General features: G+C 71.1%; 12 protein-coding genes, 2 tRNA genes and 1 pseudogene. 9 read left to right on the top strand and 6 right to left on the bottom strand.

The genetic code is table 11. From position 1 onward, the window contains the following. Positions 1-147: 147 nt before the first annotated feature. From CLT72_RS14420 to CLT72_RS14410, 3 genes are all read left to right on the top strand, one after another. Positions 148-3,015: a PQQ-dependent sugar dehydrogenase gene (locus CLT72_RS14420; protein WP_101412311.1), complete on the top strand. Its 2,868-nt coding sequence runs from the start codon at positions 148-150 to the stop codon at positions 3,013-3,015. 76 nt (positions 3,016-3,091) lie between these two features. Then, the gene (locus tag CLT72_RS14415) at positions 3,092-5,197 is read left to right on the top strand and encodes a ThuA domain-containing protein (RefSeq protein WP_101412310.1); all 2,106 of its coding nucleotides are present in this window, start codon (positions 3,092-3,094) and stop codon (positions 5,195-5,197) included. Between the two features lie 304 nt (positions 5,198-5,501). Next, positions 5,502-6,509 carry a sugar phosphate isomerase/epimerase family protein gene (locus CLT72_RS14410; RefSeq protein WP_101412309.1) on the top strand — a complete coding sequence of 336 codons (1,008 nt, stop codon included), beginning with the start codon at positions 5,502-5,504 and terminating at the stop codon, positions 6,507-6,509. Between the two features lie 144 nt (positions 6,510-6,653). On the opposite strand, the gene CLT72_RS14405 is transcribed toward CLT72_RS14410, so the two are convergent. Continuing rightward, on the bottom strand, positions 6,654-7,058 hold the full coding sequence (locus CLT72_RS14405) for a hypothetical protein (protein ID WP_101412308.1): 405 nt from the start codon (positions 7,056-7,058) through the stop codon (positions 6,654-6,656). A 272-nt stretch (positions 7,059-7,330) separates the two neighbouring features. Here CLT72_RS14405 and CLT72_RS14400 point away from each other — a divergent pair. From CLT72_RS14400 to CLT72_RS14380, 6 genes and pseudogenes are all read left to right on the top strand, one after another. Next, positions 7,331-7,403, top strand: a tRNA-Asn gene (locus CLT72_RS14400). 218 nt (positions 7,404-7,621) lie between these two features. Next, a pseudogene (locus tag CLT72_RS32305) lies at positions 7,622-7,777 on the top strand (hypothetical protein); the annotation flags it as partial. Beyond that, positions 7,767-9,005: an NAD(P)/FAD-dependent oxidoreductase gene (locus CLT72_RS14395; RefSeq protein WP_101412307.1), complete on the top strand. Its 1,239-nt coding sequence runs from the start codon at positions 7,767-7,769 to the stop codon at positions 9,003-9,005. The pseudogene CLT72_RS32305 and the gene CLT72_RS14395, both read left to right, overlap by 11 nt. Positions 9,006-9,048: 43 nt before the next feature. Then, a complete protein-coding gene (locus CLT72_RS32810; protein WP_144082254.1) occupies positions 9,049-10,002 on the top strand; it encodes a hypothetical protein in 954 nt (317 codons plus the stop codon). After that, the gene (locus CLT72_RS14385) at positions 9,999-11,690 is read left to right on the top strand and encodes a peptidase M16 family protein (protein WP_101412305.1); all 1,692 of its coding nucleotides are present in this window, start codon (positions 9,999-10,001) and stop codon (positions 11,688-11,690) included. The genes CLT72_RS32810 and CLT72_RS14385 overlap by 4 nt, the downstream gene beginning before the upstream one ends. 65 nt (positions 11,691-11,755) lie before the next feature. After that, a tRNA-Ile gene (locus CLT72_RS14380) sits at positions 11,756-11,832 on the top strand. A 132-nt stretch (positions 11,833-11,964) separates the two neighbouring features. On the opposite strand, the gene CLT72_RS32805 is transcribed toward CLT72_RS14380, so the two are convergent. From CLT72_RS32805 to CLT72_RS14355, 5 genes are all read right to left on the bottom strand, one after another. Next, positions 11,965-12,105, bottom strand: coding sequence for a hypothetical protein (locus tag CLT72_RS32805; protein ID WP_393400982.1), 141 nt, complete (start codon positions 12,103-12,105; stop codon positions 11,965-11,967). A gap of 687 nt (positions 12,106-12,792) precedes the next feature. Beyond that, positions 12,793-14,706, bottom strand: a complete 1,914-nt coding sequence (locus CLT72_RS14370) for a GGDEF domain-containing phosphodiesterase (RefSeq protein WP_101412304.1) — start codon at positions 14,704-14,706, stop codon at positions 12,793-12,795. Beyond that, positions 14,693-15,316: an RNA polymerase sigma factor gene (locus tag CLT72_RS14365; protein WP_101412303.1), complete on the bottom strand. Its 624-nt coding sequence runs from the start codon at positions 15,314-15,316 to the stop codon at positions 14,693-14,695. The genes CLT72_RS14370 and CLT72_RS14365 overlap by 14 nt, the downstream gene beginning before the upstream one ends. Continuing rightward, positions 15,313-15,609: a hypothetical protein gene (locus tag CLT72_RS14360; protein ID WP_393400976.1), complete on the bottom strand. Its 297-nt coding sequence runs from the start codon at positions 15,607-15,609 to the stop codon at positions 15,313-15,315. The genes CLT72_RS14365 and CLT72_RS14360 overlap by 4 nt, the downstream gene beginning before the upstream one ends. Positions 15,610-15,951: 342 nt before the next feature. Further along, the gene (locus tag CLT72_RS14355) at positions 15,952-19,998 is read right to left on the bottom strand and encodes a trypsin-like peptidase domain-containing protein (RefSeq protein ID WP_101412302.1); all 4,047 of its coding nucleotides are present in this window, start codon (positions 19,996-19,998) and stop codon (positions 15,952-15,954) included. Positions 19,999-20,006: the final 8 nt, after the last annotated feature.

Raw genomic sequence — 20,006 nt, 5'->3', positions numbered from 1 at the left:
GATCGATGGGGTCCGCCCCCATCCCTCGCAGGTCACGGCCGGCCGGGCACGGCACCCGGCGGGCCGAGCGCATCCCCCGCTACGGCATCCGGCGCGACGGCGCGCGCCCGCCCTGGCAGTCACTCGTCAGGAAGGGACGGCACACCCATGTCCACCCAGGACGCCCCCATCCACCGGCTCCGTCGACGGCTCAGCGCCGCCTCGGCGCTGCTGCTGGCCGCCACCGCGGGCACGGTCGCCCTCGGCGCCGGCCCGGCCACGCTGGGCGGCCCCACAGCGGCCGCGGCCCACCCCGTCGTCGGCACCGACTTCCAGCAGGTCACGCTCGCCAAGGGCGTCGCCGAGGTCGGCGAGCCCATGACGATCGCGGTGCTGCCGGACCGGTCGGTCCTGCACACCGCCCGCAACGGCACGGTCCGGCGTACGGACTCCGCCGGCACCACCTCCGTGATCGGCACGGTGCCCGTCTACACGCACGACGAGGAGGGGTTGCAGGGCATCGGGGCCGACCCCAACTTCGCGACCAACCGGCACATCTACCTCTACTACGCCCCGCCGCTGGCCACCCCCGCCGGGGACGCGCCCGCGACGGGCAGCGACTTCTCGGCCTGGCAGGGCGTCAACCGGCTGTCCCGGTTCACCCTCAACGCCGACTTCACGATGAACACCGGCAGCAAGGTCGACATCCTCGACGTGCCCGCCGACCGGGGCATCTGCTGCCACGTCGGCGGCGACATCGACTTCGACGCCGCCGGCAACCTCTACCTCTCCACCGGCGACGACACCAACCCGTTCGACTCGGCCGGGTACGCGCCCATCGACGAGCGCGCCAACCGCAACCCCGCGTACGACGCGCAGCGCAGCGCCGCCAACACCAACGACCTGCGCGGCAAGATCCTGCGGATCAAGGTGAACGCCAACGGCACCTACTCGATCCCGGCCGGCAACATGTTCGTCGACTCGGACACGCGGACCCGCCCCGAGATCTACGCGATGGGCTTCCGCAACCCGTTCCGGATGAGCGTCGACCGGGCCACCGGCATCGTCTACGTCGGCGACTACGGCCCGGACGCCGGCACCACCAGCGCCCGGGGCCCCAGCGGCCAGGTCGAGTTCAACCGGATCACCGGGCCCGGCAACTACGGCTGGCCGTACTGCACGGGCACCAACACCGCCACCGAGACGTACGCCGAGTGGGACTTCGCCGCCGGGACCGCCGGGGCGAAGTACAACTGCTCCGGCGGGCCGACCAACAACTCGTTCCGCAACACGGGCCTGCCCACCCTGCCCGGCGCGAAGCCGGCCTGGATCCGGTACGCCGGCGACGCCGGCACCCCACCGGAGTTCGGTGGCGGCTCCGAGTCGCCCATGGGCGGCCCCGTCTACCGCTACGACGCCGCGCTCAACTCCACCACCAAGTTCCCGCAGTCCTTCGACGGGCAGTTCTTCGCCGGCGAACTCGGCCGGGGCTGGGTGAAGCCGATCCACCTCAACGCCGACGGCAGCCCGGGTGGCATCGACACGTTCCCGTGGAACGGCAAGCAGATCATGGACATGGCGTTCGGGCCCGAGGGCGCGCTCTACATCCTCGACTACGGCACCGGCTACTTCAACGGCGACGCCAACTCGGCGCTCTACCGCTACGACTACATCGCCGGCGGCAACCGGGCGCCGACCGCCGTCGCCGCGGCCGACAAGACCTCCGGCACGGCCCCGCTGACCGTGAACTTCTCCTCGGCCGGGTCCAGCGACCCGGAGGGCGGGGCGCTCACCTACTCCTGGGCCTTCGGCGACGGCACCAGCTCGACGGCGGCCAACCCCAGCAAGACCTACACCGCCAACGGCACCTACCGGGTCACCCTGACCGTACGCGACCCCCAGGGCGCCACCGGCACGGCGAACGTGCAGATCGGCGTCGGCAACACCGCGCCCACGGTCACCATCACCAGCCCGGCCAACGGCAAGCTGTTCAGCTACGGCGACACCGTGCCGTTCAGCATCACGGTGACCGACCCCGAGGACGCCGCCATCGACTGCACCAAGGTCAAGATGACGTACGTGCTGGGCCACGACAACCACGGTCACCAGATCACCTCGAAGAACGGCTGCTCGGGCTCGATCACCATCCCCGTCGACGGTGAACACGACGACGCGGCGAACATCTTCGCCGTCTTCGACGCCGAGTACACCGACGCCGGCGGGCTGACCACGCACAAGCAGCACACCCTCCAGCCGCGCAAGCGCCAGGCGGAGCACTTCAAGACCTCCTCCGGCATCGGGACCTTCGACAAGGCCACGGCCGAGGGCGGCAAGACCGTCGGCGACATCCACAGCGGCGACTGGATCGCGTTCGAGCCGTACCGGATCGACAACGCGACCGCGTTCAGCGCCCGGGTCTCCTCGGCCGGCGCCGGCGGCACCCTCCAGGTGCGCGTCGGCTCGCCCAGCGGCACCGTGCTCGGCTCCGCCACCGTCCCGGTCACCGGCGCCTGGGACGCGTTCACCACGGTCAGCGGCAGCATCTCCGGTGCGCCGGCCAGCACCGGGACCCTCTACCTTACGTTCGCCGGCACGGGCACCGGCGCGCTCTACGACGTGGACACGTTCGCCTTCACCACCGGCGCGGCGGGGGTCCGCACCGGACCGGTCGTCGGGCTCGGCGGCAAGTGCCTGGACGTGCGCAACGGCGCCACGGCCGACGGCACCCAGATCCAGATCTACGGCTGCAACGGCACCGCCGCCCAGACGTGGACGGTGACGCCGAACTCGACGGTGAAGGCGCTGGGCAAGTGCCTGGACATCTCCGGCGGCGGGTCCGCCGACGGCACGAAGATCCAGCTGTACGGCTGCAACGGCACGGGCGCGCAGAACTGGTCGGCCCAGGCGGACGGGACGCTGAAGAACCCGCAGTCGGGCAAGTGCCTGGACGTATCCGGCAACAACCCGGCCGACGGGCAGGCCGTGCACCTGTGGACCTGCCACACCGGCGCCAACCAGAAGTGGACCCTGCCCTGACCTGAGGCGGGGAGGGGCCGCCGTGCCCCTCCCCGCCCCGGCGGGCTCCTGAACATCCCCGGCATTGGAGAGCGACATGCGCAGACTCCTCCGACCCCTCCTCGGCGCGGCCACCGCCGTCCTCGCCGTCCTCGCCTGCACCACCCCGGCCACCCCCGCCAGCGCCGCCGACGCCCCATACGACGTGCTGGTCTTCTCCAAGACGGCCGGCTTCCGGCACGACTCCATCGCGGTCGGCACCCAGGCGATCCGCGACCTCGGCGCGGCCAACAACTTCACGGTCACCGCCACCGAGGACGCCGCCCAGTTCACGACCGCCAACCTGTCCCGCTTCGAGGCGGTGGTCTTCCTCAACACCACCGGCGACGTGCTCGACGCCACGCAGCAGAGCGCCTTCGAGTCGTACATCGGCGCCGGCGGCGGGTACGTCGGCGTGCACGCCGCCGCCGACACCGAGTACGGCTGGTCCTTCTACGGCAACCTGGTCGGGGCGTACTTCGCCTCGCACCCGCACATCCAGCAGGCGAACGTCAAGGCGGAGAACCGGGCGCACGCGGCGACCGCGCACCTGCCGCAGACCTGGAACCGCACCGACGAGTGGTACAACTACCAGACCAACGCCCGCTCCACGGCCCGGGTGCTGGCCACCCTCGACGAGTCCTCCTACTCGGGCGGCTCGATGGGCGCCGACCACCCGCACTCCTGGTGCAAGACCTACAGCGGGGGCCGGTCCTTCTACACCGGCGGCGGGCACACCCAGGCGTCGTACGCCGAGCCGGCCTTCCGCGCCCACCTGCTCGGCGGCATCCGGTACGCGGCCGGCCGGGCCAAGGCCGACTGCCGGCCCGAGACCGGGTACACGCCGCTCTACAACGGCTCCACCACCGGCTGGTCGCAGGCCGGGCCGGGCAGCTTCAGCAACGCCGACGCCACCCTCACCTCGGTCGGCGGGATGGGGCTGTACTGGTACAGCGCGAAGCAGTTCACCAACTACTCGCTGAAGCTGGACTGGCGGCTCGCCGGCGACGACAACTCCGGCGTCTTCATCGGCTTCCCGGCCTCCAGCGACCCCTGGTCGGCGGTGAACAACGGCTACGAGGTGCAGATCGACGCCACCGACGCGGCCGACCGCACGACCGGCGCCGTCTACACCTTCAAGTCCGCCGACATCGCCGCCCGGGACGCGGCGCTGAACCCGCCGGGGGAGTGGAACACCTACGAGCTGCTCGTCGAGGGCGAGCGCCTCCAGGTCCTCCTCAACGGGGTGAAGATCAACGACTTCACCAACACCGACCCGGTCCGCTCGCTCGCCGGCCACATCGGGCTGCAGAACCACGGCACCGGCGACGACGCCTCGTTCCGCAACATCCGGATCAAGGAACTCGGCGTCGATCCGCCGGCCGGGAACACCGTCCAGGCCGAGGCGTTCAGCTCGGCCTCCGGGGTCGCCCCGTTCACCAAGGCCGGCGCCAACGGCGGGCAGACCCTCGGCCACATCGACCCGGGAGACTGGGCCGCGTACGCCGGGCTCGACCTGACCGGGGTGACGTCGCTGCGGGCGCGGATCGTCTCCGGGGGGCCGGGCGGCACCCTCCAGGTGCGTACGGGATCCGCGACCGGCACCGTCCTCGGCTCGGTGGCGGTGCCCAACACCGGCGGCTGGAACACCTTCGCCGACGTCACGGCCGCCCTCTCCGGTGTGCCGTCCGGCACCCGGGACCTCTACCTGACCTTCACCGGCTCGGGCACGGGGCTCTTCGACGTGGACGACTTCACCCTGGTCAGGTCCGGCGGCAGCGCCGGCGTCGGGCCGATCCGGGGTCTGGGCGGCAAGTGCCTGGACGTGCGCAACGGCGCCACGGCCGACGGCACCCAGATCCAGATCCACGGCTGCAACGGCTCCGCCGCCCAGACGTGGACGGTGACGCCGAACTCGACGGTGAAGGCGCTGGGCAAGTGCCTGGACGTCTCCGGCGGCGCCTCGGCGGACGGCACGAAGATCCAGCTGTGGACGTGCAACGGCACGGGCGCGCAGAACTGGTCGGCCCAGGCGGACGGGACGCTGAAGAACCCGCAGTCGGGCAAGTGCCTGGACGTCTCGGGCAACAACCCGGCCGACGGGCAGGCCGTGCACCTGTGGACCTGCCACACCGGCGCCAACCAGAAGTGGACCCTGCCCTGATCCGCTGACCCTCCGTTCCTCCCCGCGATCCGCGGTCCGGCCCGGCACGGTGTGCGCACCGGGACGGACAGCCGCAGGATCGCGGGGCGGCGCGGGGGCTTTCGTGGGGGGCCCGGCGGTCCTAGAGTGGGGGCGGCGACCGTCGCGGTTGCCGGTGACCGGCGGGAGGCGCAACCCGCCCGGGTCCAGGTGCGCAGGCACCCACCGGCGCTCCGCAGCGGCCCGCCGCGTACCGGCCCGGCCGGTCCCCCTCGCCCCGGTCACGCACCCACGGAATCCCCCATCACCACAGGGGAGAAGCACCATGGCGCGACCCATCACGCTCTTCACCGGCCAGTGGGCCGACCTTCCGTTCGACGAGGTCTGCCGGCTCGCCGCCGAGTGGGGCTACGACGGGCTGGAGATCGCCTGCTGGGGCGACCACTTCGAGGTCGACAAGGCGCTCGCGGACGACTCGTACGTCGAGCGGAAGCGCGAGACCATGGCGAAGCACAACCTGAAGGTCTTCGCGATCTCCAACCACCTGGTCGGCCAGGCCGTCTGCGACCACCCGATCGACGAGCGGCACCAGGGCATCCTGCCCGCCCGGATCTGGGGCGACGGCGAACCCGAGGGCGTACGCCGCCGCGCCGCCGAGGAGATCAAGGACACCGCGCGGGCGGCGGCGAAGCTGGGGGTGGACACCGTCGTCGGCTTCACCGGTTCGTCGATCTGGCACACGCTGGCGATGTTCCCGCCGGTGCCGCCGTCGATGATCGAGCGCGGCTACCAGGACTTCGCCGACCGGTGGAACCCGATCCTGGACGTCTTCGACGAGACGGGGGTGCGCTTCGCCCACGAGGTGCACCCGAGCGAGATCGCGTACGACTACTGGACGACGAAGCGGGCGCTGGAGGCGGTCGGGCACCGGCCCGCGTTCGGGCTGAACTGGGACCCGTCGCACTTCGTCTGGCAGGAGCTGGACCCGGTGAACTTCATCTTCGACTTCGCCGACCGGATCTACCACGTCGACTGCAAGGACGCGAAGGTGCGTACGGGCGACGGACGGCGGGGCCGGCTCGCCTCGCACCTGCCGTGGGCGGACATGCGGCGCGGCTGGGACTTCGTCTCCACCGGCCACGGCGACGTGCCCTGGGAGGACTGCTTCCGGGCGCTGAACGCGATCGGCTACGCCGGCCCGATCTCGATCGAGTGGGAGGACGCAGGGATGGACCGCCTCGTCGGCGCCCCGGAGGCGTTGCAGTTCGTCCGCCGGCTCGCCTTCGACGCCCCGGCCGCGGCCTTCGACGCCGCGTTCAGCAGCAAGGACTGACCCGTTCCGGGTCTACCCGGGCGGGCTGGCGTCAAGGGGGCCCGCAGCCGAGCGGGCCGGCGTCGAGGGTGCCGGGCTGCCGGCAGCGGGCAACACCCGAGCGGGCCGGTCGCCCGAAGGCGTCCGGCCCGCTCGAAGGTGCGATCAGAGGGTGCTGCCGTTGGTGCCCGAGCTGGACGGCTTGCTACGGGGCGTGGTGGTGGCCGACGTCGACCCGGGGGTCGCGCTCGTGCTCGACGACCCGGAGGCGCTCTTCGCGCCGACCGTGGCCGGCGTGCCGGCGAACGCGTCGTCGGCGGCGGTCAGCTCCTGCTTCTGGCCGTTGCTGCTCAGCTTCTCGCCCAGCTTCGACTGGCCGAGCTTGTCCTTGCCCTCGCTGTAGAGGCGGGTCGCCTGGGCCTGCGCGACACCGGCCGCCTCCTGGACGGTCGGGTGGTCGAGCACCTTGCGGCCCCGGATCACCAGCTCCTCGTACTTCTCCCGACCGGCACGGGCGCCCAGGACGAATCCCGCAGCCAGCCCGCCAAGGAACATCATCTTTCCGCGCATGGCGGCTCCTTCCGTACCTGACGCGCCGTCGTCCGGCGGGCTACCCCACCGGAGGCGACCAAATCGCGCCTGCCTTCTCTGTCCGCAGCTAACTACCCATCCTGCTCTCCGCTCATACCTCCTTGTGCCGTGATGACGATTTGTCTCGGTTTATTATCGTCTGGCCCAGGGGGCGGTTCCGAGGGTAACCCCCTGGACCAACACCCCCCGGAATCCTGTACTCTTGTCCCCGTCGCACGGCGCAGCGAGATCGGCGCCGGACGACGCAACGGTCCCCCGTAGCTCAATTGGCAGAGCAGCCGGCTGTTAACCGGCAGGTTTTTGGTTCGAGTCCAAACGGGGGAGCTTCCACACCTGACGCCCGTCGGCCACGCCGGCGGGCGTTCGCCGTTCCCGCCTCCGGGAGGCACGGGCCGGGCGACCCGTTCCCGCCTACAGGAGCCCCGGGCGACCCGTTTCCGTCACCCCGGGCCCGCTCGCCCGGCAGGATTGTCGACGCCGGCTTAGACTCCCGCTGCGTCGATTGTTGCGTCGATTCATGGCTTGGATGCGGATGCCCGCCGGTGGAGCTGGGCGTCGCGGTCCGGGTGCTGCCCGACACCAGCGTCGTCCGCCCCCTGCTGGTGCCCGCGCCGGCGTACGACATCGGGCCGAAGATCTGGTGGCCGGGCCGGCTGTCCCGGACGAACGGAGAACGGGAGGCGCGCGATGCTCGCTGAGACCGACGTGATCGTGGTCGGCGGCGGCCTGGCCGGGCTCGCCGCGGCCCGGCGGCTGCACCGCGCCGGCGTGCCGTGGCGGCTGCTGGAGGCCGGCGACCGGCTCGGCGGCCGGGTCGCCACCGACGCGGTCGACGGCTACCTGCTCGACCGCGGCTTCCAGGTGCTCAACACGGCCTACCCCCGGCTCGGCGCCCTGCTCGACGTCGACCGGCTGCGCCTGGGCCACTTCACCTCCGGCGTGCTGGTGCGCAAGGGCGACCGGCTGACCCGACTCGTGAACCCGCTGCGCGAACCGGCCGGCGCCCCCGGCACCGCGCTGGCCGGCGTGGGCTCGCTACTCGACCGGCTGCGCTTCGCCGCGCTCGCCACGGGCTGCGCCACCCTGCCGAAGGGGCGGCTGCTCGCCGCCCCGGAGACCACCACCGAGACGGCGCTGCGCCGCGCCGGCCTCTCCGACGCGATCGTCGAGGAACTGCTGCGGCCGTTCCTCTCCGGCGTCCTCGTCGACCGGGAACTGGAGACGTCCAGCCACGTGCTGGCGATGGTGCTGCGCTCCTTCGCCCGGGGCCGCATCGGACTGCCCGCCGAGGGGATGGCCGCGCTGCCCCGCGCCGTCGCCGACCCGCTCCCGGCGGAACTGATCGACCTGGACACCCCGGTCGCCGAGGTGGCGCCCGGGCGGGTCCGCACCCAGGCCGGCGACATCCGCTGCCGCGCCGTCGTGGTCGCCGTGGACCCGCCGGCGGCGGCCACGCTGCTGCCGGGCCTGCCGGCCGTACGCATGCACAGCTACACGACCTACTACCACGGCATGCAGGAGCCACCGCTGGACGAGCCGATCCTGATCGTCGACGGCGACCGGCGGGAGATCGTCGCCAACACGGTGGTCGTCAGCCGGGCCGCGCCCACGTACGCGCCCGCCGGGTGGCACCTGGTCGCCACCTCGATCGTCGGTCCGTCGGCCCCGCCCGAGGCGACCGTACGGGCGGAACTCACCCGCCTCTACGGCCGCTCCACGGCGGACTGGACCCACCTCGGCACGGTGTCCATTCCCGACGCGCTGCCCGCCGCGCCGCCGCCGCAGGGCCGGCTGCGCAAGCCGGTGGCGCTGGGGGAGGGCCTGTTCGTGGCCGGGGACCACCGCGACAGCCCCTCCATCCAGGGCGCCCTGACCAGCGGCTGGCGCGCCGCCGGGGCCGTCCTGTCGGAGCTGCGTACCGGCTGAACGGTGGGTCACGGCCCGTTGAAGATCACTTATGCTCCTCGCCATGCCCGCACCCCTCCCGCCGCCCGACTTCGACGCCGCGGCGGCGTACCCCCAGGTCGGTGAGGTGCGCGCGGCCCTCGCGGCGCGCGACTGGCCGGCCCTTCGCGTGATCGTCGACGGGCAGGACCCGCACGGCCGGACCCTCCTCGTCGGCGAGGCCGGCGAGACCGAGGACATCGAGGAGTTCCTCCGGGACGTGCTGGCGCAGCGGCCCGACGACGCGCTCGCCGGCGCCCTGCTCGGGTCGCACCTGATCCGGGCCGGCTGGCGGATCCGCTCGTCCTACCGGGCCCAGCACGTCAGCCGCGAGCAGTTCGCCCAGTTCCACGCCCACCTGCGCCGCGCCGAGCAGGTGCTGATCGACGTCACCGCCCGGCACCCGGACGACGCGGCGGCGTGGACGCAGCGGATCACCAACGCGCGGGGACTGGAGCTCGGCCAGGCCGAGGCCCGCCGCCGCTACGACCAGCTCGCCAAGCACCACCCCCACCACCTGCCGGCCCAGGCGTCGCTGCTGCAACAGTTCTGTCCCAAGTGGAGCGGAACCTGGGAGCGGGCACACGGCTTCGCCCGGGAGTGCGCCGACGCCGCCCCGCCCGGCGCCCCGAACGCGGTGCTGGTGGTCGAGGCCCACCTGGAGGAGGCGCTCGACCACGACAACCTGCGCGAGGCGAGCGCCCACCTGCGCGGCGCGCACGTGCGGCACGAGATCCACCAGGCGGCGCAACAGTCGGTCTGGCACCCCGGGTTCCGCAACGGCTGGGGCTGGGTCTGGGTGCGCAGCGTCTTCGCGATGGCCTTCTGCCTCCTGGAGGAGTACCCGGCGGCGGCGCAGCAGTTCGCGGCCATGGGACCGCTCGGCGACGAGGCGATGTTCGGCTACATCGACGGCGACCCGGCCAAGCAGTTCCAGAAGTTCCGCGACAAGGCGTACGCGAAGGGCCGGCAGTCATGATCCAGGAACTGGACGTGGACGGGGTGCCCACGCTGCTCGCCCCCACCGGCGGGCCGATGCGCGCCGGGCTGACCTTCCGGGTCGGCACCGCCGACGAGACGCTCGCCCGCAGCGGCATCACCCACCTGCTGGAACACCTCGCCCTGGCCCCCCTCGGGCTGGCCGACTACCACGTCAACGGCGCCACCGCGCCGGTGTTCACCACGTTCCACATGCAGGGCTCCGCGCAGGACATCGCCACCTTCCTCACCTCGGTCTGCGCCAACCTGACCGAGCTGCCGACCGGCCGGTTGGACGTCGAGAAGGAGATCCTGCGCACCGAGCACAGCAGCCGGGGCACGGCCGCCGTTGACGACATCCCGCTGTGGCGCCACGGCGCCCGCGACTTCGGCATCACCAGCTACCCCGAATGGGGGCTGGGCGCGCTCACCGCCGACGACCTGCGACAGTGGGCGGCCCGCTGGTTCACCCGGGAGAACGCGGTGCTCTGGATCGCCGGGAAGTCCGTGCCCGCCGGGCTGCGGCTGGCACTGCCGTCGGGCGTACGGCAGCCGGTGCCGGCGGCGTCGTCCGCGTTGCCGCAGACCCCCGCGTACTTCGTCAGCGGCTCGCGGGCGGTGGTGCTGGACGCCGTCGTGCGGCGCCGGACCGCCGCGAGCGTCTTCGCCGGGGTGCTGGAGCGCGAGCTGTACCGGGCGCTGCGCCAGGACGGCGGCCTGTCCTACCAGACCACGGCGGGCTACGAGCCGCGCGGCGACGGCCACGCGACGCTGCGGGCGCTGGCCGACTCGCTGCCGGAGAAGCAGGACGCCGTGCTCGGCGGCTTCGTCGACACGCTCGCCAAGCTGCGCGTCGGCCGGATCGAGCAGGGCGACCTCGACGCCGTCGTGGCGAAGCGGGAGGACTTCCTCGGCACCGCCGAGGTGGACGCGGCACGACTGCCGTCGTACGCCTTCAACGTGCTCACCGGCGAGCGCAACCTCACGGTCGACGAGCACCGCGCCGAGCTGAAGGCCGTCGACGTCGACGACGTGCACGAGGTGGCCCGCGAGGCGCTGGCCGGCGCACTCCTGATGGTGCCCGAGGGGCACCGCGCCGACTGGGCCGGCTTCGCCGCGGCACCCACCCGCTCGGCCGACACGGTGGCCGGCACCGCCTACCGCGAGAAGGAGGGCGACGGCGAACTGCACGTCGGCGTCGACGGGGTGAGCTGGCTCGGCCACGGCGGCCCGCTCACCGTCCGGTACGCCGAGTGCGCCCTGATGCTCGCCTGGCCCGACGGCGCCCGGCAGCTCATCGGCGACGACGCCATCTCGATGCGGATCGAACCGACCATGTTCGACCTGCACCCCGGCGCGATCCGCGTGATCGACTCCCAGGTGCCGGCCTACCGGCAGGTGGCGATGCCGGCCCGCGACCCGGACCGCATCCCGCAGCCCCGGGCCGCGGCCGGCGCCGGGCGGCGGGAGCCGGCGAAGCGCTCCTGGTGGGAGATCCCGCTGATGGTCGTCAGCGGCCTCGCCGCGCTGGCGATCGGCGGCGCGAACGCTCTGCTGACCCTCGGCATGTTCGTCACCGAGACCGCCGAGAGCGACAAGGGCTGGCTGTGGGGCGTCATCACCGTGGGATGGCTGCTCACTGTTATCCTCGCGTTGCCCATCGTGCTGCTGCGCCGGCGACGCCGATGAGCGACGGCGCGCCGTTTCGTACTGGCCGGTGATCCACCGGGCGGGATAAGATCCGGCGCGGTAACGGGGCGGTAGCTCAGCCGGTTAGAGCAGGGGACTCATAATCCCTCGGTCGCGGGTTCGAGTCCCGCCCGCCCCACCACGTGAAACCACCGGTCAGCCATGCCATTATTCCGCAGCGGCGCGAGCTGGCCCTGGCCCTCAGTTGCTCTGGTAACGGTCGGCGGCATCCGAGCGCATGCGGGCGAAGCCGCATTCGATGTGCCGAAGAACGTCATGCTCCCTGACGAAGCTCGTAGGCGCGGACCACCCGTCTCGTGGGGTCGGCGCTCTCGGGCGTCCGCAGCCGGTCGGTCCACAGGAAATCGGGCATGCTGAACCCGGACGCGTGCTCTTGCTCGATCAGCAGGAACATTCCGCCCTGCCGCTCGGGCTGCCACCCGTGCTCCACGGCGTAACTGATGACCGCTCGTACGTCGGCCGGCGTCGGATAGGTGCAGTCGGTGGCGCATCCCCCACGGTGGAGGCCAGGCGATCGAGAGCAGATCCGCCTGGAGTGCCTGGCTCGTCTTTCCGGCGCCCCACATCCGCAGCCGGATGCCCCGGTGGCAATCACCGCTGCCGGCACGTGCCGGATCATCGCGCGCCACACGAAGGTCCGTGTACCGATTCGTACCTGCCGCAGTCGGGTCCGCACGTGGTCACTTCACGGTCAAACTCTCCCGCTCCGCCGTTCTCCTCGGCCTGGTCGGCTGCGAGCAGCGCCGTGCCGAAGCGTGCCGCGAGGTGTTCCAGCCACCCCGACTCCGCGTAGATGAGGTTTTCGCCCTGCGCCTCCCCGGAGCCCCCGGATCAGATCTCGGATCCGGTTCTCCGGCGCGCGCTTGGAGGGCTTGATGCGCTGGTCCGCACTGGTCCAGCGGCGTACCACGACGTCGATGTAGGACGACGGATCCTCCGGGCGGCAGCACTCGGGACATTAACCTCTCGCAGCAGGGCGCGTAACGCCGCCGCCCGTTCTTCTCGGGACTGCCGATCGCTTACCGCGTAGGGATGCCGTGGGTGCAGTGTCGACCACACTCGATCTCTGCCCGGTTCCCGGTCACCCCATCGCGGTGTGTTGTGGTGGAAACCGCAGTACGAACTCGATCGTCCGCACCGGTTGCTCCTGGCTCACCGCTATCGGTTCAGGCCGCCCGGTCCGGTAACCCTGGGCGAAGTCGACACCGCAACTCCTCAGGAGTTCGATGGTCTCCTCGTCCTGGACGTACTCGGCAGCGACACGGATACCGAGCGAGTGACACAGCTCGACCAACTTCGACACGACGGCCTGGTCCGCCGGCGACCGGCAGAGGTCGACGACGAACGTCCCGTCAATCTTCACCAGGTCCACCGGAAGGTACTTCAGATGGGCGAGGGCGCCGTATCCCGTACCGAAGTCGTCCAGCGCCAGGTGACAGCCGATCTCCCTGATTCCCGTGGCGAAGGCAAGGGCCTCGTTACGGTTCTCGATGAGAGCGGTCTCGGTGATCTCGAAGGTCAGGCATTCCGGGTTGACCCCGTGCCGATGGATCGCCTCGGTCACGTACGTGAGCAGGCCGGGGTCGGCGAGCGACTTGCCGGAGACATTGACCTGGTAGTGGGAGGTCTGGGCACCTCGGCCGATCAGTTCCAAGGCGTGGTCGATGACCCACTTGTCCACGGCGAGGATCTCGTCGACGCGCTCGGCCATCTCGAGGAACGCCCACGGCGCCACGGGCTCACCGGTGTCGCTGCGAACTCGCAGGAGGATCTCGTGGCGGGTGACCTGGTTGAGGCTGAGGTCGACGATGGGCTGTGCATAGAGGGCGAACCTGTTGGCCGAGACCGCACGGCGCACCCGCGAACGGCATCGCTCCGTCCGATCCTCCTCGGTGACCGGTTGGTCGAGAACGCTGATTGGAGTGCCGTTCCGGCGGGCGTCGCCGGCCGCATGCTCACCATCGACGAGCAGATCGAACCCGGTGGCGGGCACGCCGCTGCCGAACTCCACCAGGCCCGCCCAGGTGTTGAGGCGCAACGTCCGATGCCGGACGCTGAACAGGTGGCGCCGGAACGTGTCGACGATCCGGACCGCCACGGCCTCGGCGGCCTCGGCGTGCGCGGGGGACGGGGCGAGGAGCACGGCCCACAGGCCGGAGCCGGCCAGCCCGCAGGTCACCTCGTCCCCGACGATCGTACGGAGGAGACGGGCGACCGCTGCCGTCAACTGGTCGTGGTCCTCGTCGGTGAGCGCCTCGGGCAGCCGGGTGGCGGGTTCGGTCGCCACGACGACGAGTGCTCCGCCTGTGGTTCGACGCACCCGATCGATCTCGTCGGTGACGTAGCCGCGGGTCGGCAGGCCGGTCACGGTGTCCCGTACGGACAGGTCGGCGCAGAGCATCTCGCTGCGGATGGCAAGTCGGCGGCGCTCTTGTCGGGCGAGTTCGAGCACGGTGACATCCTCTCCCGTGGCGATGAGCCCCGACGGCTCCCCGTCGGTCGTGAGCACCTCGAGGTGACAGTGCACGTGGCGGACACAGCCGCCCGGCTGGATCACCCTGAAGCTGATCTCGCCGGGGCGGAGTTGCTCCCAAGCCGCCCTGACAGCCCTTCGGACCCTCTCCACGTCCGCGGGATGCACGAGTCTGACGAGCGTCTCGGGGGTGAGGCGGAACGTTCCTGGCGGCTGCCCGAAGATCATCGCCATCTCGTCCGACCAGACGAGGTGCCCAGAGCCCTGGCGCTTGCAGCCACCGGTCGTCCAGGTGATCGTGCCCAGCTTCGCCAGCTGTGCGGCGCGGGAGACCCTGGTCGCCTCGTCGACGTCGGCGGTCAACGGGTCGACGAGATCGCTGTCCACCCTGATCTCGTAACCCTCGGCGAGCGAGAGGTCGTATTGGCTCTGCGCCGTGCGCGCGACACGGCGTGCGCGGGCGAGCTCCAGCGGACTGGGCTGGCTTGTCTCGGCCAGCGCCAGAATGTCATCGAGATCCATGACTTGCTCCCTGCCGGCGGCGGCCTTCCGAGTCCGTGTATCCGGCCTCCTCGGCCAGTTCGCGCAGGCGCTTCCGTGCGGCGACCTTGTAGGAGCGAACGCTGTTTTCGGTCAACCCGAGGGCGCGGGCGATCTCCTGGTTGGAGAACCCCTCGCGGGACATCTGGAACACCTCCGCGTGCCGTGACGGGAGCTGGTGCAGCCAGGTCCGTAGCGCCTCCTGTGCCTCCCACACGTCGGCGATGTCCGGGTGCGGCGCGGGGGGCAGGTCTTCCGGTGCCACTGCGGTTTCGCGCTGACGTCGTTGATGGTCCTTACGAATCTTGTACCGCGCGGTGGTGACCACCCAACCGATCGGCTTGGTGTAGGCGCGCAGCTTGGGCCACTGGACTCGTCCGTGCAGGTACGCCTCGTTGAGTGCGTCCTGGACCACCTCACGGTCCCAGCAGCCCGCCCTGAGAATCCGTTCCACGATGTGGTAGGAGGCCTCGGCGAAGGCAGCGAACTCCTGGTCGTGCTGGGCCTTCAGGCGCGCGGCCTCCGCCCTCCGCGCCGCTTCGCTGTCGGCCGGCTCCGGCCTCAGGGCGGCCGTGCCCTCGATCTCAGTCACGCGGCCTCCCTGGAGACGTCGCACCTCTGCATCCTGCGGCCACCCAGTTCGACCTCACGATGCCCGTCAAGGTCGCGTTCCACGATCCGTACCGCATCGTGGTTGGCCTCCGCGAGCCTGATCAGACCGGTCACTCGGGCTGCGGCGCGTGTCGATGCCTCGCGTTCCTGGTGTAGCTGTGTCCGGTGGGCGACATAGGCGCGTACCAACCCTGCCGTCGTCGCCGCCATGGTGAGAAACAAGACCAGCACTTCGTAGCCGGAGAGCGGCTCGGCCAACGCTTCGTTCATCATTCCCCCTCGTCACCCTTCGTCCGCCAATTACTATCCGTGGCGAGGGGCGAATGTAGATGTCTCACCGTCCAGAATCTTTCCGGAACTCGGCAATCAAGCGTTACACCTGGTCATACAGCGCAAAGTAACGCTCGTTGCACGCAGGGCGAGGCGACTTGTCGGACCATGTCAAGCCGGCTCGCATTGACACTCAGTAACTATGAGTGTCTGCGTAATCACTTTTTCCGGGTCCGAGCCGGCAAACGACGTCCCATGTCTCAATTCGAGGGTCGGGGTCGCCGAGTCGGTGAACCTGGTGGCGTGTGCAAGGAATCCTTGCCGCCGACGTGGTCGGTGCGTTCGTCAGGCGTCGATCGTCAGAGCCAGCAGTCCCTGGTCCAGGCCCACCAGCAGGGTGTCACCGACGGTGCAGCAGGCGAGCGCCGGATGGTAGACGGGGATCGTGCGCACCAACCGGCCGGTGGTCAGTTCCCAGATCCGTACCGTGCGGTCCCGGCTCGTCGAAGCGAGCAGCGTACGACCGTCGATCTCCACCAAGCTGAGCCCGGTGACCGGCCCGCAGTGCCCGATGAACCATCGCACGGGCTGACCACGCTCGGCGTCCCACATCCGGATCGTGTGGTCGGCGCTGCCCGACACCAGCACCGGACGGCCCGACACCGTGACGCCGCACAGCGCGTCCACTGCATCCTGGTGGCCCTGCTGGGTCCAGCGCGGCGTGTCCCCGCCCGTCCAGAGCATCACGGTGCCGCTCTTGTCCGCCGAGGCGAGCGCCTGGGCGCCGGGCCAGCTGATGGTGGCCAGCGCGGTCACCCAGGCGCGGGTGACGTGCCCGAGCAGAACTCTCCGCACGGTGCCGGTGTGCGGATGCCACAGCCGGATCGCCTGGTCGTCACCGGCGGAGGCGATCAGGGTCTCGCCGTTGATGATGATCGGGCAGACCGCCGCGACCGGGGCGTGGTGTTCCGCCATCTCCTGCACAGGTGAACCGTCCCGCGCGTCCCACGTCCCGATGACGTTGTCGTCGCGGGTGGTGAGGATCAACGGTTCCTCGTCGTCGACGACCGCGCACATGGCGTTGACGGCACCCCCTGGCGCCTTGAACTCCCGCAGTCGCTCACCGGTGCTGGCGTTCCAGAACCGCACCCGGCCGTCGGCGCTGCCGGAAGCCACCACCGTCGGTCCTTCGCCGGGCACGCGGCAGAGTGCGTTCACCGGTCCGAAGCGGTCCTGGTCGGCGACGGCGTCGGGCTGACCGCCCGCCGGATCCCACAACCGGACCGTGCCGTCATCGCCGGCGGTGGCCAGCATCCGGTTCTTCGCGGTTCGCAGTTCGCACACGGCGCGGATCCAGGTCGCGTGTCCCCGCAGGGTCGGTCGGCTCGTCCAGGTCGGCACCTCCCACAACCGGATGAGCCCGTCCTCGCCCGTGGACGCGAGCAGGCAACCACCCTCGACGTCGATTGTGCAGAGATCTGTTACCGGGCCGCCGGTGTCGAGGACCCGGACCTGCCGACCGGTCAGCGGATCCCACAGGCGCACCGTGCCGTCGTAGCCCGCCGAGGCGAGCAGCGTGCCATCGGGCGTACGCACTGCGCAGAGAGTGGTGACCCAGCCCGCGTGGCCGGTGAGAGCCGACGGCGGCCCATCCTGGGGGGTCAGCGGCCAGATCCGGATGACCCCGTCGTATCCGGTGGATGCCAGCAGATGGCGGTCGTCTGCCGGCACGTAGGTCACGGCCGTCACCCAGCCGACGTGCCCGGTCAGCTCGTACCGCTGCGCACCGGTGACCGGGTCCCATACCCGTACCGTGCGGTCGTCTCCGGCCGAGGCGAGAAGGTCGCCGTCGGGCAGCGGAATCGCGCAGATGTTGCGTACCCAGTCCTGGTGTCCACGCAGCTCGTGCCGGTGGTGGCCGGTCCGGGGATCCCACAACCCGACCGTGCCGTCATGGCTGGCGGTGGCGATCAGTACCTCGTCCGCGCCGGCCCGTACGGCGCAGACGCTGCGGATCGTGTCATCGTGGCAGGTGAAGACCTGCTCGGCCTGGTTCGTCAGCGGATCCCAGAGCCGGACCGTGCCGTCATCCCCGGCGGAGGCGAGTAGCCGCCGGCCGTCGATCTCGATGGCGGCGACATCGTAGACGGCCTGCGAGTGCCCGTCGAGCACGCTGCGCTCCTGGCGGGGAGGCGTGTGTGCCCACCGCGCGCGGTAGGGTGCCCCGTCGGCCACGATCCCGCTGCCGAGACCGTCGAGGCGGTCGACGACCGAGAACAGCGCGGCTCGCTCGGCCGGATCCGCCGCGACCGCCAGCGGCGTGCGTTGCAGCAGGCGGGCCCGGGCCTGCGGCAACGGCGCCATCGGCGTCGGCTCCGCGTCGACGACCATGAGCAGCCGGTCCAGGTGTGCGTGTCGCAGGTAGTCCTCGTCGGTGAGCAGCCGCGCCACGAGCCCGGCACGGGCGGCGTGCTGGGGCAGCGACCGCAGCAGGTAGTCCGGGACGGCGGCCCAACCGGTCGCAGCGGCCGACTCCACCCAGGCGGAGACGAGCCGGTGCTGATCGTGGGCCACCCGCGCGCCGCGATCCGCAAGGAGCGCGTCGTTCAGCGCCTGGTGGAACAACCGGTACGCGGGCTGCGCGCCGCCGCCCGTCTCGACGAGGAAGTTCGCCGCCGAGGTGCGGGCGAAGCGGCCGAGTTCCGCCTCGGTGACCATCCCGCCAAGGGCCGTCACCGCGGCATGCCACAAAGACAGCGGCAGCCCCGGTGTCTCCGCGTACGCCAAGGCGGTCAGGGCCAGCCGGGCGGAGGTGGAGCCCGCCGCTGGCAGGCCGGCGAGATACGTGTCCAGCGCGTGTGCCACCGTTGCGGTGAAGGACACCTTCGCGGGATCGACCGGCTCGCTGTCGCGCAGCGCGTGCGCCCGGGCGACGAGACCGGCGACGAGGAAGTTGCCTTTCGCCAGGGCGGCGATTCGCCGGGCAAGTGGTACCGCCGAGACGGAAGCGGTGTATGGATTGGCCGGGCGTTCAGCGCCGAGCAGTTGCAAGGTCGCCTGGGCATAGTTGACGAGATCCGATTCGGCGAAGTACTCCGGCGTGTCGAGGTCGATCAGCTCGGCATCATCACCGAAACACGGGATCAGATCGCCTCGGTCGTCGGAGCGTCGGGTGCCGACGATCACCCGCACTCCGTACTGGCCACAGTCGCGAGCCAGCGGCCGCAGGATCTCGTTGATGATCTGCCGGACGTTGCCGGGATCGGTGGCCTCGTCGAGCGCGTCGATGATCAGGGCGAACCGGTGGGGGCGTCGCTCCAGCCGCTCGCGTACCGTCGGCATCAGATCGGCCGGCGTGTCGGGCAGGTCGACGGCGACCGCACGGGCGATTTCGGTCGCCACCTCGATGGCGGTCTTGCCCTTGGCGTGCACGGCGCATGAAACCGAGCCGAGGGTGGCCCGGACGGCGACGTCGTCGGCCGGTAGGGCCGCGTGGATCTGCCGGTCGGCGGTGGTGACGATCCGGCCGAGGACCGCGGACTTGCCCACGCCGGGGGAGCCGGTGACGATCAGCGGCCGGGCGACCGGTGCCGGTCCATCGATCCAGTCCACGACGTGCCGCAGGGCGGCGGTACGGCCACGGAACCGGGTGCCGCCCTCGGTGTCGACCGTCACGCCCCTGGCCCGGGGCAACCAGTGGCGTCCGGCCTCACCATCGGTGCTGAGCGTCCAACCCCAAGCTGAGAGGGCCGTGTCGTCGGCGTCCTCGACCCGCCACGCGGCAAGTGCCCCCAACTTCATCTCGGGTAGCTGTTCGTCGGCGTAGTGCAGTGTCACGGCCTGGCCCTTGCCGTGGCCGTCGGCGGAGACGACGACACCGACCACCGCCTGGTACTCCGGTGACCAGACGGCGCCGCCGCTGAACCCCTTTCGCAGGGCGCCGCTGGCGCCGCTGTCGATCATGACGTGGCCCCAGCCGCCGATCTCGGTCACGGTGCCGGTGGCCGGAGTGCCCCCGGCTATCCCGACCGGATACCCGTACGCCCAGAAGGGATGGTCGATCAGCGGTTTGGGCTCTAGGCAGCGAAGCCTCGCGGGTGCGACGGTGGCCGGCACCGGCTCGACGAGTTCGAGCAGAACCAGGTCGACGCGCGCGGCCCGCCAGCCGTCGTGCAGGCATTGGCGGACCTTGCGTCGATCGAAGTACTTGACCTTCGGGGCGCGGGGGAAAGCGACCGATAGGTCATCGTGCATGGTGCCGTCGCCAGCACATGCCACGTGGTGGCAGGTGAGGACGAGGTTCGTGTCGATGACGATGCCTGTGCCGACCGGTGCGTGCTCATTTCCCCGATGCAGGGCGACGGCCCACGGGCTGTCAGGGACTGCGGTCACCGGCCACT

It is taken from the genome of Micromonospora sp. CNZ309, from assembly GCF_002846525.1.
This window is presented reverse-complemented; position numbering and strand designations above follow the sequence as displayed.

Bases quoted from the DNA above. Each gene is read 5' to 3' on its own strand.
- CLT72_RS14410 (WP_101412309.1), top strand. From the start codon at position 5,502: ATGGCGCGACCCATCACGCTCTTCACCGGCCAGTGGGCCGACCTTCCG.
- CLT72_RS14420 (WP_101412311.1), top strand. From the start codon at position 148: ATGTCCACCCAGGACGCCCCCATCCACCGGCTCCGTCGACGGCTCAGC.
- CLT72_RS14395 (WP_101412307.1), top strand. From the start codon at position 7,767: ATGCTCGCTGAGACCGACGTGATCGTGGTCGGCGGCGGCCTGGCCGGG.
- CLT72_RS14370 (WP_101412304.1), bottom strand. From the start codon at position 14,706: ATGGATCTCGATGACATTCTGGCGCTGGCCGAGACAAGCCAGCCCAGT.
- CLT72_RS14405 (WP_101412308.1), bottom strand. From the start codon at position 7,058: ATGCGCGGAAAGATGATGTTCCTTGGCGGGCTGGCTGCGGGATTCGTC.
- CLT72_RS32805 (WP_393400982.1), bottom strand. From the start codon at position 12,105: ATGTTCCTGCTGATCGAGCAAGAGCACGCGTCCGGGTTCAGCATGCCC.
- CLT72_RS32810 (WP_144082254.1), top strand. From the start codon at position 9,049: ATGCCCGCACCCCTCCCGCCGCCCGACTTCGACGCCGCGGCGGCGTAC.
- CLT72_RS14360 (WP_393400976.1), bottom strand. From the start codon at position 15,609: ATGATGAACGAAGCGTTGGCCGAGCCGCTCTCCGGCTACGAAGTGCTG.
- CLT72_RS14415 (WP_101412310.1), top strand. From the start codon at position 3,092: ATGCGCAGACTCCTCCGACCCCTCCTCGGCGCGGCCACCGCCGTCCTC.
- CLT72_RS14385 (WP_101412305.1), top strand. From the start codon at position 9,999: ATGATCCAGGAACTGGACGTGGACGGGGTGCCCACGCTGCTCGCCCCC.